This is a genomic window from Bradyrhizobium cajani (genome assembly GCF_009759665.1).
Classification (GTDB): Bacteria; Pseudomonadota; Alphaproteobacteria; order Rhizobiales; family Xanthobacteraceae; genus Bradyrhizobium; species Bradyrhizobium cajani.
Genome location: NZ_WQNE01000030.1, coordinates 90,142 through 104,470, shown reverse-complemented (window position 1 = coordinate 104,470; position 14,329 = coordinate 90,142). Strand labels below are relative to the sequence as shown.

General features: G+C 64.8%; 19 protein-coding genes. 13 read left to right on the top strand and 6 right to left on the bottom strand.

Going from position 1 to position 14,329, the window contains the following annotated elements; translation table 11 throughout:
* Window positions 1-156: 156 nt before the first annotated feature.
* The 4 genes from GPL20_RS29355 to GPL20_RS29340 form a co-directional block, all read right to left on the bottom strand.
* Window positions 157-585, bottom strand: coding sequence for an HIT family protein (locus tag GPL20_RS29355; RefSeq protein ID WP_157334221.1), 429 nt, complete (start codon window positions 583-585; stop codon window positions 157-159).
* 50 nt (window positions 586-635) lie between these two features.
* Window positions 636-1,877: a GNAT family N-acetyltransferase gene (locus GPL20_RS29350; protein ID WP_157334219.1), complete on the bottom strand. Its 1,242-nt coding sequence runs from the start codon at window positions 1,875-1,877 to the stop codon at window positions 636-638.
* 106 nt (window positions 1,878-1,983) lie between these two features.
* Window positions 1,984-2,730 carry a glycerophosphodiester phosphodiesterase gene (locus GPL20_RS29345; RefSeq protein ID WP_157334217.1) on the bottom strand — a complete coding sequence of 249 codons (747 nt, stop codon included), beginning with the start codon at window positions 2,728-2,730 and terminating at the stop codon, window positions 1,984-1,986.
* 5 nt (window positions 2,731-2,735) lie between these two features.
* Window positions 2,736-3,203 carry a RidA family protein gene (locus GPL20_RS29340; protein WP_018321130.1) on the bottom strand — a complete coding sequence of 156 codons (468 nt, stop codon included), beginning with the start codon at window positions 3,201-3,203 and terminating at the stop codon, window positions 2,736-2,738.
* 234 nt (window positions 3,204-3,437) lie between these two features.
* Between GPL20_RS29340 and GPL20_RS29335 the strand changes: the two genes are divergently transcribed.
* Entirely contained in the window at window positions 3,438-4,283 is an 846-nt protein-coding gene (locus tag GPL20_RS29335) for a cell envelope integrity EipB family protein (RefSeq protein WP_157334215.1), read from the top strand.
* A 292-nt stretch (window positions 4,284-4,575) separates the two neighbouring features.
* Window positions 4,576-4,977 carry a RidA family protein gene (locus tag GPL20_RS29330; RefSeq protein WP_014494674.1) on the top strand — a complete coding sequence of 134 codons (402 nt, stop codon included), beginning with the start codon at window positions 4,576-4,578 and terminating at the stop codon, window positions 4,975-4,977.
* 111 nt (window positions 4,978-5,088) lie between these two features.
* On the opposite strand, the gene GPL20_RS29325 is transcribed toward GPL20_RS29330, so the two are convergent.
* Window positions 5,089-5,490 (bottom strand): ACT domain-containing protein, encoded by a 402-nt coding sequence (locus GPL20_RS29325; protein WP_254125690.1) that lies wholly within the window; start codon window positions 5,488-5,490, stop codon window positions 5,089-5,091.
* A gap of 184 nt (window positions 5,491-5,674) precedes the next feature.
* Here GPL20_RS29325 and GPL20_RS39035 point away from each other — a divergent pair, with 184 nt between their 5' ends.
* The 11 genes from GPL20_RS39035 (at window position 5,675) to GPL20_RS29275 (ending at window position 13,540) form a co-directional block, all read left to right on the top strand.
* Window positions 5,675-5,830, top strand: coding sequence for a hypothetical protein (locus GPL20_RS39035; RefSeq protein ID WP_008548553.1), 156 nt, complete (start codon window positions 5,675-5,677; stop codon window positions 5,828-5,830).
* A gap of 312 nt (window positions 5,831-6,142) precedes the next feature.
* The gene (locus GPL20_RS29315) at window positions 6,143-7,807 is read left to right on the top strand and encodes an acetolactate synthase large subunit (protein WP_157334213.1); all 1,665 of its coding nucleotides are present in this window, start codon (window positions 6,143-6,145) and stop codon (window positions 7,805-7,807) included.
* A gap of 247 nt (window positions 7,808-8,054) precedes the next feature.
* Window positions 8,055-8,402, top strand: a complete 348-nt coding sequence (locus tag GPL20_RS29310; protein ID WP_157334211.1) for a Lin0512 family protein — start codon at window positions 8,055-8,057, stop codon at window positions 8,400-8,402.
* Window positions 8,403-8,406: 4 nt separating this feature from the next.
* The gene (locus GPL20_RS29305; RefSeq protein WP_254125692.1) at window positions 8,407-9,099 is read left to right on the top strand and encodes a GNAT family N-acetyltransferase; all 693 of its coding nucleotides are present in this window, start codon (window positions 8,407-8,409) and stop codon (window positions 9,097-9,099) included.
* 69 nt (window positions 9,100-9,168) lie between these two features.
* Window positions 9,169-10,353: a serine hydrolase domain-containing protein gene (locus GPL20_RS29300; protein WP_157334207.1), complete on the top strand. Its 1,185-nt coding sequence runs from the start codon at window positions 9,169-9,171 to the stop codon at window positions 10,351-10,353.
* A gap of 95 nt (window positions 10,354-10,448) precedes the next feature.
* Entirely contained in the window at window positions 10,449-10,658 is a 210-nt protein-coding gene (locus tag GPL20_RS29295; protein WP_157334205.1) for a YgaP family membrane protein, read from the top strand.
* Complete coding sequence (locus GPL20_RS29290) at window positions 10,655-11,176, top strand: RNA polymerase sigma factor (protein WP_254125694.1); 522 nt, start codon at window positions 10,655-10,657, stop codon at window positions 11,174-11,176. The genes GPL20_RS29295 and GPL20_RS29290 overlap by 4 nt, the downstream gene beginning before the upstream one ends.
* Window positions 11,177-11,179: 3 nt before the next feature.
* Window positions 11,180-11,527, top strand: coding sequence for a carboxymuconolactone decarboxylase family protein (locus GPL20_RS29285; RefSeq protein ID WP_157334201.1), 348 nt, complete (start codon window positions 11,180-11,182; stop codon window positions 11,525-11,527).
* 28 nt (window positions 11,528-11,555) lie between these two features.
* On the top strand, window positions 11,556-12,221 hold the full coding sequence (locus GPL20_RS29280) for a DUF429 domain-containing protein (protein WP_157334199.1): 666 nt from the start codon (window positions 11,556-11,558) through the stop codon (window positions 12,219-12,221).
* A gap of 377 nt (window positions 12,222-12,598) precedes the next feature.
* The gene (locus tag GPL20_RS39030) at window positions 12,599-12,745 is read left to right on the top strand and encodes a hypothetical protein (protein WP_167533272.1); all 147 of its coding nucleotides are present in this window, start codon (window positions 12,599-12,601) and stop codon (window positions 12,743-12,745) included.
* Between the two features lie 90 nt (window positions 12,746-12,835).
* Window positions 12,836-13,540, top strand: a complete 705-nt coding sequence (locus GPL20_RS29275) for a glutathione S-transferase family protein (RefSeq protein ID WP_157334197.1) — start codon at window positions 12,836-12,838, stop codon at window positions 13,538-13,540.
* 3 nt (window positions 13,541-13,543) lie between these two features.
* Here GPL20_RS29275 and GPL20_RS29270 read toward each other — a convergent pair whose 3' ends face one another.
* Window positions 13,544-14,326 carry a sulfite exporter TauE/SafE family protein gene (locus tag GPL20_RS29270; protein ID WP_157334195.1) on the bottom strand — a complete coding sequence of 261 codons (783 nt, stop codon included), beginning with the start codon at window positions 14,324-14,326 and terminating at the stop codon, window positions 13,544-13,546.
* Between the last annotated feature and the right edge of the window lie 3 nt (window positions 14,327-14,329).

Sequence of the window (14,329 nt, the reverse complement as noted above, 5' to 3'; positions counted from 1 at the left end):
AAATCCTCCATCCTTGGCCCCGAACACGCTTCACCGCTACTCACCCGAGGTGGGAGCCGTATGCGGGAAAGCCGCACGTACGGATCTGTGCGGGGGGCGCCCAGCAATGAGCGTCCCTACCGCGACCGCTTCGCTCGCAATGACGAGTGGTGAGATCTAGCCCGCCTTCAACGCCGCGATCAGCTTGGCCGTGTGCTGTTCCAGCACCTTGGCGTCTTCCTTGCGGCTCGCCGGGGGCAACATGGCGACGCCGTCGTGGCGCGGCATCACGTGCATGTGCAGGTGAAACACCACCTGTCCGCCGGCCGGCTCGTTGAACTGCTGCACGGTGATGCCGTCGGCCTCGAACGCCTTCATCGCGGCGGCCGCGATCCTGTGCGCGCCGCGGGCGACTTGGGCATAGTCGTCAGGCTTGATGTCGAGGATGTTGCGGGCAGGGGCCTTCGGGATCACCAGCGTGTGGCCTGGCACGCGCGGCATGATGTCGAGGAAGGCAAAGACGTGCTCGTCCTCGTACACCTTGTAGCAGGGTAGCTCGCCGCGCAGGATCTTTGCGAAGATGTTGTTGGTGTCGTAGGCGGTCATGGCGGCTCCTCGAACAGTTTGCGCTTACTGTCACCAGCGACGGCGAGGCGTCAAGGCGCCTCGTCGATGCCTTTGCGGAACGGGCCGAGCTCGGCCAGCTCCCGTCCGGCTTCCGCAACATAGGCGCGCTCGCGCTTGAGATAATCGTCGATGGCGCGGCGCAAGCCCGGATCGGCGATGAAGTGGGCGGAATGGGTGGTGCGCGGCAGGTAGCCGCGCGCGATCTTGTGTTCGCCCTGTGCGCCGGCCTCGACATTCGCGAGGCCACGATTGATGGCGAAATCGATCGCCTGATAGTAGCAGACCTCGAAATGCAGGAACGGATGATGTTCGACGGCGCCCCAGTTGCGCCCGAACAGCGTATCCGAGCCGATGAAGTTGATCGCGCCCGCGATCCAGCGGCCGTTGCGGCGAGCCATCACCAGCAGCACGTCCTCGCTCATGGTCTCGCCGATCAGCGAGAAGAACTCGCGCGTCAGATACGGCCGGCCCCATTTGCGCGAGCCGGTCTCCATGTAGAATTCGAAGAAGGCGTCCCAAGCATCCTCGGTGATGTCGCCGCCCGTCAGCCAATGGATGGTGACGCCCGCGGCGAGCGCATCGCGCCGCTCGCGCTTGATCGACTTGCGGTGGCGCGAGTTCAGCGTGGCGAGGAAATTGTCGAAGGTCGCAAAGCCGTGGTTGTGCCAGTGGAACTGCTGGTCGGTACGCTGGAGGAAGCCGTGCTCGGCGAGCAGCTTCCATTCCGCCTCGCGCGCGAAGGTGACGTGCACCGAGGAGGCCTTGCTGACGCCGCACAGCGCCACCAGCCCGCTTGCGAGCGCGTCCATGATGCGTCCGCGATCGACGCCGTCGCGGACCAGCAGCCGGGGCCCCGTGGCCGGCGTGAAGGGAACCGACACCTGGAGCTTCGGGTAGTAGCGTCCACCGGCGCGCTCATAGGCATCCGCCCAGCCGCGGTCGAAGACGTATTCGCCTTGCGAGTGCGATTTCAGATAGCAGGGCACGACGCCGGCGACGCGGCCGTCGAGCTTGGCCATGAGATGCCGCGGCCCCCAGCCGGTGCGGATGGTTGCTGAACCCGAGGTCTCGACGGCCGAGAGAAATGCGTGCGAGACGAAGGGGTTATAGTCGGATTTTGAGAGGCCGAGGGAATCGCCTGGAAGGGCGGATGAGGTTCCCGCGCCAAGCCCGTTACATTTGCCGCCGGGATTGGCGCAGGCGTCCCAATCCTGTGGCGATACCTCGCCAATGGAAGGTACCGCCTCGAGCGTGATTTCAGATGATGCCATCGTGCCCAAGATCGTGCATTGCAGCAGCGACTTCAAGAGGCGGGAACTGACGGTCTAGCGGTTACGACCGCCGTCGCAATGACGGTTGAGGGAGCATTCCGCGCCCCTACGGCACGAACCCCTCAAAAATCATCTGATCGGCATACTGCCCGACCCGCGTTCGCTGCTCGGACGTGCGGACGGTCCAGCCGAGCAGTGCGCAGCCGAACACATTGCGGGCGATCCAGGGGGCGGGGGCCGGCAGGTGATCGACCTTGAAGGCGACGAAGTGGGGCTGGGTCTGAAAACCGTGGCGCAGGTACAGCATGCTGTCGCGCTGCTGCTGGGTCAGCTTGGCCCAGTACTCGTCCTCATAGGTCCGCTGCGCGACGATGCCGCGCGGGCGGGAGGGCAGCAGCTCGCGCAGCGCCAGCACCTGGTCGGGATCGAAGGACATGCCGACCGCGGGGCCGTCATAGGATGCCAGCACCTCCGCCATCCGCTTCGCCAGCCTGCGGTCGCCGCCAAAATGGCTCTTCACCTCGATCACCAGCGGGACGCGGCCGGCGACCATCGCGCAGAGGTCGGACAGCGACATCATCCGCTCGGCCGTGTCCTTGAACTTCACTGCCCTGAGCTCCGCCGCGGTTCTCTCGACCACTTCGCCGGTTTCCTCGGTGAGGCGGCCAAGCGCGTGGTCGTGATGCACCATGGCCTCGCCGTCGGCGGAGAGCTGGATGTCGACCTCGATCGAGAAATTACCCGCAATCGCAGCCTGCACGGCGCCCGGCATGTTCTCGACGATGCCGCGCGAAATGTCATGCAGGCCGCGATGGGCGACCGGCCGGGCTGTCAGCCAATCGGGAGCGCGCATGCGCGTCAGGCGACCTCGAACACGCCGTCGACCTCGACCGCCGCATCCGCGGGCAGCGAGGCGACGCCGACCGTGGTGCGGGCGTGGCGGCCCTTGTCACCGAAGGCGGCGACCATCAGGTCGGAGGCGCCGTTGAGCACCTTCGGCCCGTCCAGGAAGTCCGGGGCCGAGTTGATGAAGCCGCCGAGGCGAACCACACGCACGACCTTGTCGAGGTCGCCGAGCGCCGCCTTGACCTGGGCCAGCAGGTTGACGGCGCAGCCGCGCGCCGCTGCGGCGCCGTCCTCGATCGAGACGCCGGCGCCCAGCTTGCCCTTGGCGATCAGCTTGCCGGCGGGATCGAAGCAGACCTGGCCGGAGACGAACAACAAATTGCCGGTGCGCACGAACGGCACGTAATTGGCGACGGGGGTGGGGGCCTCATGCAGCTTGATGCCCTGTTCCGCCAGTTTCTGCTCGACCGTGCCCGCCATGTCTCGACCTCGATGTCCAGGAATTTCATCCGCTCCGGCGCGTCAGATGCGGCCGGATGCGCCCTGTTTCGCCCATCGTGCCGTGACATGCAAGCAACCCGAGCGGGGTGCATTTTGTTGAGGCAGGGCAGGCGGTTCAGCGCGCGGGCCGCAACTTTACGTGAAACGGCCTCAGTTGCGACGCAATGGAACGGTCATTAAAATGTCGAATCTGCGCTTCCCCAGGGAATAGACATGGTGCACCTTTTCCGGACTTCGCTCGGTGTGATGGCGCTCGCGGCGGCCGCTTTCGGCTCCGGCGGCGGGGTGCTGGCCGCCAACGGTCCGTTTCTCGCGCATCAGGCGCTCTATGACCTCAGCCTGGTGAAATCGCGGTCGAATTCGGTCAACAGCGCGCGCGGCCGCATCCTCTACAATTTCACCGGAAGTTCGTGCGAGGGCTACACCTCCGAGTTCCGCCAGGTCTCCGAGCTCGACAGCGGCGAGGGCAAGGTCACGCTCAGCGATCTCCGCTCCAATTCCTGGGAGGACGCCGCGGGAAAGAGCTATCGCTTCAAGATCGAGACGCGCATGAACGAGGCCGACGCCGGCCGCGTCGACGGCTCGGCGGAGCGCGATGGCGACCACATCAACGTCAAGCTGAAGCTGCCGGCGCCGAAGAGCTTCACGCTCGACGGCAGGATCGTGTTCCCGACCGAGCAGATCCAGCGCATCATCGCCGCCGCCAGGGACGGCAAGTCGCTGCTCGAGCTCTCCGTCTATGACGGTTCCGACGATGGCCAGAAAGTCTACAACACGCTGACCGTGATCGGCCAGCCGATCCCGGCCGACCGCGCCACCTCGTCCGATCCGTCGACGTCGGACGAGCACATGAAATCGCTCAAGCGCTGGCCCGTCACCGTCAGCTATTTCGACCGCGACGCCCAGCAGAAGGAGGGCGAGCAGACGCCGGTCTACGCCATGGCGTTCGAGCTCTACGAGAACGGCGTCTCGCGCCAGCTCGTGCTCGATTACAACGATTTCGTGATCTCCGGCGCGATGGGCAAGTTCGACGTGAAGGACAGCAAGCCCTGCAATTGAGCTTCAGCCGTCATTCCGGGGCTCGCGAAGCGAGAACCCGGAATCTCGGGATTCTCATGTGCGCAAGTGCGCGCCATAGTTGGGTCCTGCGGACCGCCCCCGGAATGACAGCGAGAGTTGCGCTGCCAATTCTCTCCTCCGTCATTGCGAGCGCAGCGAAGCAATCCAGCCTGCTTCTGTGGACACAGTCTGGATTGCTTCGTCGCAAGTGCTCCTCGCAATGACGGGCTGGCCCTCGGCTCGCTCTCCGGCTACGCTCCCTGCCAACCACAAACATCCGGGAGCCAGCCCCATGCCCAAGCTCGATCATCTCCGCCCCAGCGGCCTGCATCACAATCCCGCCTATTCCCACGTCGTCACCGCCTCCGGTGCGCGGACCATCTACATCTCCGGTCAGGTGTCTGTGGACGAGGAGGGACGGATCGTGGGCGAGGGCGATATCGCCGCGCAGACGACGCAGGTGATGCAGAATCTCGGCCACGCGCTGAAAGCGGCCGGCGCGACCTACGCCAACATCGTCAAGATCACGACCTTCGTGGTGAACTACAAGCCGGAGCTGCGCCCCATCATCGGCAAGGCGCGCTCCGCCTTCTTCGAAGGCATGGAGCCGCCGGCCTCTACCCTCGTCGGCGTCTCGGCGCTCGCAGCGCCGGAATGGCTGATCGAGATCGAGGCGGTAGCGGTCGCGGATTGAGGTGACCGGTAGCCCCGGATGGCGCGCAGCGCAATCCGGCAGGCCTTTCATTGAGGATGCATAGTCCCGGATCGCGCTGCGCGCCATCCGGGCTACGCTGACAGGACCCGTCTACTTGGGCTTGGCCATCTCTTGTAGAACCGCCATCGCCTCGTCGGCTCGGTCCGCCGGCACAAATAGGTGATCGTGATGGAAGGCCGAAACCGCATTCACGCTGATGCCGGCTTCGGCCAGACGTGACGTGACTGCCGCCAGAAAGCCCACCGCATCGAGTGCGGAGTGAACCGTCAGGGTGATCAGGCGCGAGGGAAGTTCGTGGCGCAGTTCGGCACGTTCAGCCTCCTCGTGCAGTACGACCAGTGTCGTTCCTTCGCGTTCGCGGAACGTCAGCACCGGGCTGATGGTGGCTGGAATGCTCGCGCTCGGCGCGAGCGTGCAAAACACGAAGGTGCCGCCCGGCATCTCCGGCTTCATGTTCCTCAGCAGCGCGTCGAGATCGCGTTCACCTGTCACGGTTGGCCCCCCGTTTGACTCCTCGCGAAGCGATCGGCGCCGGGGGGTGTTGAGGTCTCGGCCAACATACCTTTGTATATCTCCTCAAATCCTTCTCATGCGCCGATCTTACACTGGTACAATTGAGCGACGGCGGGAGATTCTTACAATTTGAGTCCACTCGGGTCACTGCGAGGAAGCTCAAATGAACGTCGTCATTCGAAAGCTCAACGGCTTGTGGCACCTCATCGTCGGGTCCTGTCAGATCCGAACGCCGTTTCTGGAAACCCAGGATCGGCAGTTGGTCGTCCAGTATGCCAGGCGCGCCTATCCGGGTGCACGGATCTTCGAACGCGACTGAGGGGCGAGCTACATCCCTTGTGTTCCCCGTCGGGCAAGACACGCCAGACATGGGTCAATCCGCGCCGTCCAATACATTCTGTTTTACCGAAATTCGGAAGCGGCGTATGTATCGCCGCAACCTGGAAGAGGAGGCGAACAGGCCGCGAGGATGCGCAAGCGTGTCTGCAAATAAGATGCAAGCTGCATAAGTGACGCCGACGCTTTTTTGCTGATGCGGCTGTGCGCCTCTTTGTGAGTTGTGTCCGTGCCGCGGACCGCTACCATGCGCCCCGTTCCCGCAACGCGGGAGCCAGCAGCAAGCGGAGGCACCATGAGCGGGCAGGAACGCAAAGTCAAAGGATCGGACCTGTTCGTCGCGGCGCTGGAGAACGAAGGCGTCGATCGCATCTTCGGCATCCCCGGGGAAGAGAATCTCGATCTCGTCGAATCGCTGCGCACCTCCAGGATCGAGCTGGTGCTGACCCGCCACGAGCAGGCCGCCGCGTTCATGGCCGCGACGCACGGCCGGCTGACCGGCAAGCCCGGCGTTTGCCTGTCGACCCTCGGACCCGGCGCCCTCAACCTGTCCACCGGCGCTGCCTATGCGCATCTCGGCGCGATGCCGATGATTCTGATCACCGGCCAGAAGCCGATCATGAGCAGCCGGCAGGCGCGCTTTCAGATCGTGGATGTGGTCGCGACCATGAAGCCGTTGACGAAGCTGTCGCGGCAGATCGTCAGCGCCTCCAGCATTCCGACCGTGGTGCGCGATGCCTTTCGCGTGGCGATGGAGGAGCGGCCGGGACCGGTGCATCTCGAACTGCCCGAAGATATCGCCGGCGATGAGGTGCCCGCCGTCCCCGCGATCCCGGTCCATCCGATCGAGATCCCGGTTGCCCATCGCGCCGCGCTCGATCGTACGGCGGGGATGATTTTGGCCGCAAAGCGCCCGCTGATCATGCTGGGCGCTGCGACCAGCCGGCCGCGCTCGACCCACGGCATCGTCAGCTTCGTGCGGCGGACCGGCATTCCGTTCTTCACGACGCAGATGGGGAAGGGCACCGTGCCCGGTGGCACCAATCTCTATATGGGCACCGCCGCGCTGTCGGAGCGCGACTACGTCCATGACGCGATCGACGCTGCCGACCTGATCATCGCGATCGGACATGACCCGATCGAGAAGCCGCCCTTCATCATGGGCCCGTCGGGACCGAAGGTCATTCATGTGAGCTACACGCCGGCGAGCGTCGAGCAGGTGTATTTTCCCGACGCCGAATTGGTCGGCGATGTCGGCCCGAGCCTGGAGCTGCTCGCCGACCGCCTCGAAGGCAAGCTGCCGCAGGCCGCGGCCTTGCTGCCGCTGCGCGAAGAGATCCTCAAGCGCATCGCCGACCGCGCCACCGAAGCGCGCTGGCCGCCGACCCCGCAGCGGATCGTGCACGACATCCGGCAGGTGATCCCGGAGAACGGCATCGTCGCGCTCGACAACGGCATGTACAAGATCTGGTTCGCGCGCAACTACCGCACCCGTGTCGCCAACACGCTGCTGCTCGACAATGCGCTGGCGACGATGGGCGCCGGTTTGCCATCGGCGATGATGGCCGCGATGCTCCATCCGGACCGCCGCGTGCTCGCGGTCGCCGGCGATGGCGGCTTCATGATGAACAGCCAGGAGATGGAGACCGCCGTCCGCCTCAAGCTCAATCTGGTCGTGCTGGTGCTGGAGGACAACGCCTACGGCATGATCCGCTGGAAGCAGGCCGTCGATCATTTCGCCGACTATGGCATGACCTTCGGCAACCCCGATTTTGCGATGTATGCGAGAGCCTACGGCGCGAAGGGACACCGCATCGAGAGCATCGACAGCTTTGGACCGACGCTCGATGCGGCGTTCAGGGAAGGCGGCGTGCACCTGGTCTCGATCCCGATCGACTATTCGGAGAATGTGCGCGTGCTGGTCGACGAATTGCGGGCACACGAGAAGTCGAAGGCGTGATCGTTCGATGTTCCCGCCACACTCGTCATTGCGAGGAGCGCAGCGACGAAGCAATGCAGACTGCCTCCGCGGAAAGACCCTGGATTGCTTCGCGGAGCCTGTCATCGGGCCGCGCATCGCGCGGTCCCGGTGGCTCGCAATGACGGAGTTTGTGGCTAAGACCTCGGCCCATTGTGACGACCGCACTTGTCTCGCGATCTCTGATCGCCGACACTCACAATCATGAAACCAACCACAGGAATATGAAATGACCCGCGTTCGTTGTGTCACCGAGATGGGCATGGGCGTCGACGTCCACGGCAGGGACGCCACCAAAGCGGCGAAGCGGGCGGTGTCGGATGCCATCAGGCATTCGAGCCTCGGCTTCTTCCGGATGATCGGCAAGACCGCGAACGACATGTTCGTCGACGTCACGATCGCGGTGCCCAACCCCGAAGCGGTCGACAAGGAAGCGGTTGCCAAGGAGCTTCCGTACGGCACGGTGACAGTCAATGCTGTCAAGGGCGGGCTTGAGATTCCTTCGGCCACGGAAGTGGCCAACGACCCCATCCTCATTGCCAATGCCGCCGTCATCGTCAGCTTCGAGAAGGACTAGGCCGGTGTCCGACAGCGATGTGACGCTGCTGGATCGCCCGATCTGGAGCGCTCTGACGACGAGCCAGAAGCATCTGGCCGAAGGCGGCCCGCGCGCGCTGCGCTATCCCGTGGACATGACTCCGTTTGCCGACATGGTCGACATGTCCGCAGCAAGCTTTGCCGCGCTCGGTGATCTGCTGTCAGGTTCAGAGGTCGCCGCGCTGTTCACACTGGAGCCCGTCGACGTCCCCGCCGGCTTCAAGGTCGTGCTCGCCGAGACCGGCGAGCAGATGATCGGCTCGCCCGCCGACAGTCCGCTTCGCGATGCCGAGATCGTCACGCTCGGTGCCGCCGACGTTCCCGCGATGATGGCGCTGACCGCGCTGACCAAGCCCGGTCCATTTGCGCTGCGCACGCATGAGCTCGGCACGTTTCTCGGCATCCGCGCCGGCGGCGAACTGGTGGCGATGACCGGCGAACGGATGAAGCCGGGCAATTTCACCGAGATGACCGCCGTGTGCGTCCATCCCGAATATCGGGGCCGCGGCTACGCGCAGGCGCTGCTCGCGGCCGTCGCACGCCAGATCGAGGCGCGCGGCGAAATTCCGTTCCTGCACGTGTTCTCCAGCAATTCATCGGCCATTGCGCTGTACCAGCGGCAGGGGATGTGGATTCGACGCCGCCTGCACGTCACCGCGCTGATGAAGCAGGAATGAGCCGCGCCGCGGGCTTCATATCCGCCAAATTCGCGCTATATCGTTTCCAACCATAGTTGGGGGAAGCACATGGACGCCAGGACACCAGAATTTTCCGCCGTGCGGACGGCGATGCAGCGCTATGTCGATCAGGAGATCATTCCGGGCGCATCCTGGGCCGTGCTGCGGGGCCGCGACGTCGTTGACCAGCAATGCGTCGGCTTCGCCGACCGCGAGGCTGGCACCGCACTTGCCCCCGACCATATCTTCCGCGCCTTCTCCAATACCAAGATCGTCGTCACCTGCGCGATCATGCTGCTGGTCGAGGAAGGCCGCATCGGCCTCGATGACGCCGTCGAGAAATTCCTGCCGCAGCTTGGCAATCGCAAGGTGCTGAAGCAGGGCGCTTCGAGCCTTGCCGATGTCGAGCCGGCAAGAAGCCCGATCACGATTCGCCAGCTCCTGACCCACACCTCCGGGCTGAGCTACGGCATCTTCGATCCCGGCACGGTGCTGTTCAAAGCCTATAACGAAGCGCGCGTGCTCAATCCGCTGACGCCGCTGTCCGACATGATCGACCAGCTCGCCGGTCTGCCGCTGTCCTATCATCCCGGCGAGGCTTGGGAATATTCGGTCGCCACCGACGTGCTCGGCCGCGTCGTCGAGGTCGTCTCGGGCAAGCCGCTCGATGCCTTCCTCAAGGCGCGCATCTTCGATCCGCTCGGCATGACAGATACCGGCTTCCACGTTCCGGAAGCGCAGCAGGGCAGGCTGGTCGCGCTCTACACTGGCGCCGACGTGCTCGATCCGATGAAGCCGGGCCTGACGCGGGCCGATCATCTGCCTTATCCGCAGGCCTATCGGCGGCCGCTGCCGCGGCTGTCGGGCGGCGGCGGACTGGTCTCGACCTTGTCCGACATGCTCGCGCTGGTGCGCGCGCTGCTGCCCGGCTCGGACGCGCTGCTGAAGCCGGAGACGCTGCGGCGGATGATGACGAACCAGCTGCCGGCAGGCCAGACCATCCGCTTCGCCAATCTCGGCCCAATCCCGGGCAAGGGTTTTGGCCTCGGCGGCGCCGTCACCTTCGCGCCCATGCCCTTCGATCCCCCGAACTCGACCGGCGAATTCCAGTGGGGCGGCCTTGCCGGCACCCATTGGTGGATCTGCCCGGAGGCCAACACCGCCGGCGTGCTGATGGCCCAGCGCCATATGGGCTTCTGGAATCCCTTCTTCTTCGAGTTCAAGCGCCTCGCCTATCAGGCGGTCGGAGGCTGATCCCGAAAAAATTGCACGCCGCCGCGAATCCTTTTTGGCCGTCGCCTCCTCTTGATGGTCGGGGCAATCAGCCTCGGGTCATCTCGGAGGATGCGATGGCATTTTACAGGAAGAACATCGGCGGCCTGCATCAGGCTGTGCGGATTGCGTTAGGCCTCGCGGCAGCGGTCGCGGCTTTCATCTATCTCGCCGGCGCTACGGCGTGGCTGGTTGCGTTCGGCGGCGCCGGCTTCGCGCTGACCGGCCTTGTCGGTTATTGCCCGATGTGCGCGATGGCCGGCATCGGCAAGGGAGGGGCGTCGTGAGCGCGGCTGCGATCTCGTCAAACCTGTTCGAGGCGGCGCGGCTCGGCGACCCCCAGGCGATCGCGCGGCTACTGGAGACGGCGCAGCCGGACATCCGCCGCTATGCACGTGCGACCTGCCGCAGCTCGGCGGATGCCGAGGACGCAACGCAGGAAGCGCTGTGGATCCTGTTTCGTCATGTCGGCACGGTCCGCTCGCTGCTGGCGTTTTCCGCGTGGCTGTTCGCCGTGGTCCGCCGCGAATGCCTGCGGCTTGCCCGCAAGGCGGGCCTTGCGCCGGCGATCGACGACGGTGCGATGGAGGCCGCACTGCTCGCGCGGCCGGAGGCCGATCTGCGGCTCGACGTGGCCGCAGCCTTCGAGGCGCTGCCGTCGCACTATCGCGATGTCGCCCTGATGCGCGACGTCAAGGAAATGACGATCGACGACATCGCCGCCGCGCTCGGCGCATCCCGGCAGGCCGTGAAGGCCCGCCTGCATCGCGCCCGCGCCCTGATGCGCGAATATCTGACGAGATGAGACATGACCGATTATCAAAGCCCTGACGATCTGAAGTCGATCCCGGCCTTCGTGGCGCTGGCGCCGGTCGAGGCCAATGCCTTCCTGGCCTTCAATCATGCCGTCGAACGCCAGGATGGATTGATCCCGCCAAAATATCGCGAGCTGATCTCGCTCGCGGTCGCGCTCACCACGCAGTGTGCCTATTGCCTCGACGTGCATACGGCGCAGGCGGCGAAGGCCGGCGTCACGCGCGAGGAGGTCGCGGAAGCCGCGCTGATCGCGGCAGCCGTGCGCGCCGGCGGCACGCTCGGCCATGCGCTGCTGGCGCAGCGTCTGTTCGAGCGCAGTCGAGGTGCGGGGGAGACCTAGATGCCTTGCAGACATCGGGATCGATAGCTTGCCAAACTATCTCGGCCTCGACGGATTTCGCTTCGGCTGGGTCGCAGCCTGGATCGACGATCGCGGCGATCACGGCTTCGACTATTCGCCTGGCCTGACGCGTCTGCTCGCGATGCCCCATGCGCGCGCGATGATCGACATGCCGATCGGGCTGGAGCCGAGCGGCTACCGCACCTGCGATCTGCGTGCGCGCGGCATGATCGGCCCCGCCGTGTTTCTCGGCGCGCGCCGCGACCTCTGGACGTTCCCGGACATGGCAGCGGCCAATCGCTATTACTGGGAGCGCGAAGGCAAGGGCAGGGGCGTGTCGGCGCAGCTCTGGAATATCAGGGACAAGCTCGAGGAGGTCGACGCGATCATGACGCCGGTGCGGCAAGCGACGATCGGCGAGGCCCATCCGGAATTGATCTTCTGGAATCTCGCAGGTCGGGTCCGGCTTGAATCGAAGACGTCGCCGCGCGGCCGCGTGCAGCGTGTTGCCCTGCTGAAAGACCGGGGTTTCACCAAGATCGAGACATGGCTGACGCAGCGCCACGGCACCGGCATCGGCCGCGACGATCTCATCGATGCCTGCGCCTGCGCGGTCGCGGCGCGCGACAGCAAGCAATCCGTCGGTGACGGGAAGACCGATCCGCGGGGGCTGAGAATGGAGATCAACTACTGAAGCCTGTCATCCCTCGCGATCGCTTCCGTCTTCCATCTGGACGCGACGGTGATGGCATTGCTTCAGGCGGACGTCATCGCCGTCCAGTCTCGCTGCTCTCTGCTCGTATGCCTCGGCCATCGACCTCAATCGCCGCGCGGCTTCGCCATGTGCGAGATCGCCGGCGACCTGGCGACAGCGTTCAGCGTGATCGAGCAGGGCGCGCTTCTCAATGTTCATCCCGCGACAACGCGCAGAAGGGCCAATGGTCCCTGTGGAAGGGAACAGTGGGATGGCCTCGTCGTAGAATGCGGGAAAAAGTAGCAATCTTTTTTCGCCGGCACGGAACATGACGTTTGAGCCGACGTTGACGCAACGGATGCTGAGGGACAAACCATATGTACGACGTGTGCCAATTGGCGACCGCGATGCTTGCGATCGCCTTTACCGCCGTGCTGATGATCTCGGGCCAACGCTTCATCGAGTACCGGCTGCAACATGAGGCAATGACGCCGATCGTAGCGATGGCGACACTCGCGCGATAGGCGCAGGTCTTGCCCGCACGGATCGTGACTTGCGCCGTTGCGTGCCTCGCTTAGATTAGGTGCGCCTCAGTCCACGCACCAAAGGTCCCGATGTCAGATCTGTCCGCCTTTCTCATCACCAAACGTTGGCCGGCGAAACATCCCGAACTGCTTCAGCTCTATTCCCTGCCGACGCCGAACGGCGTCAAGGTCTCGATCATGCTGGAGGAGATCGGATTGCCTTACGAGGTCCACCTCGTCGATTTCGGCAAGGACGATCAGAAGAGCCCGGAATTTCTTTCGCTCAATCCGAACGGCAAGATCCCGGCGATCCTCGATCCCAACGGCCCGGGCAGCAGGCCGCTGCCGCTGTTCGAATCCGGAGCGATCCTGCAATATCTCGCGGAGAAGACCGGCAAGCTGCTGCCGGAGGACGCGGCGCGCCGCTACCGGACCATCCAATGGGTGCATTTCCAGATGGGCGGCATAGGGCCGATGTTCGGCCAGGTCGGCTTCTTCCACAAATTCGCCGGCAAGGATTACGAGGACAAGCGTCCGCTCGAACGCTACGTGGACGAGTCCAAGCGCCTGCTCGGCGTGATGGAGACGCATCTCACTGGCCGGCAATGGTTCATGGATGACGACTACACCATCGCCGACATTTCCATGCTCGGCTGGGTGCGCAATCTCGTCGGTTTCTATGGCGCCGGCGATCTCGTCGCGTTCAGCCGGTTCAAGTCGGTCGGTGCCTGGCTCGAGCGCGGGCTGGCGCGTCCGGCCGTGCAGCGCGGGCTGAACATTCCGAAGCGACCCTGAAAACTAGGTCAGCGCCTTGTAGCTCATGTAGAGCGCCATCAGCGAGACGAGGGCGATCATGGCCCGGCGCAGCACCGATTTGCTGACGCGATTGGCCATGCGCGCGCCGAGATCGGTGCCGATCCAGAGACCGGCGACAATGCCCACGATGGCCGGCCAGCCGACCATGAGTCCCTTGCTCCAGTAGATCCAGGCCGCCGGAATGTTGGTCGGGATCACTGAGAAGATGAGGCTGACGAGGTGTGCCTGATGCTGCGGCACGCGCAGGCCCGCGGCGAGGCCGACGGTGATCGCGAGCCCGCCGCCGATGCCCATGAAGCCGGAGGAAAATCCGGCAAGCATGCCGATGAGGAGCAGGGGCGGCCAGGGCCGATCGTCGCGGCCGCAGGCTTCGTTGCTCTCCTCCTTGCGATCACGGCGCAGGAGCAGCAGAGCGATCAGCGCGACGAGATAGACGACATAAGTCCATTGCAAAACCGAATCGGGGACCGCCGCCGCGGCGTAGCCGCCGCCCGCGCCGCCGATGAGAAATCCGATGCCGATCCAGACGATCCACGACAAGGGGCTGCGATTGCCGCCCTGCCAGTAGCGGCGCACGCCGGCGAGTCCGGTTGGCGGGACCTGTGTGATCAGCGACGTGCCCTGGGCGACGTGCTGCTCGGCGCCGAGCAGCAGCACGGTGAAGATGACGAGGCCGCCACCCGGGCTCGTCCCCATGAAGCCCGATGTCAGTCCGCCGACGAGACCGACGCCGGCGCCGGCGAGGAGGTCGTGGACCCAATTCATCGC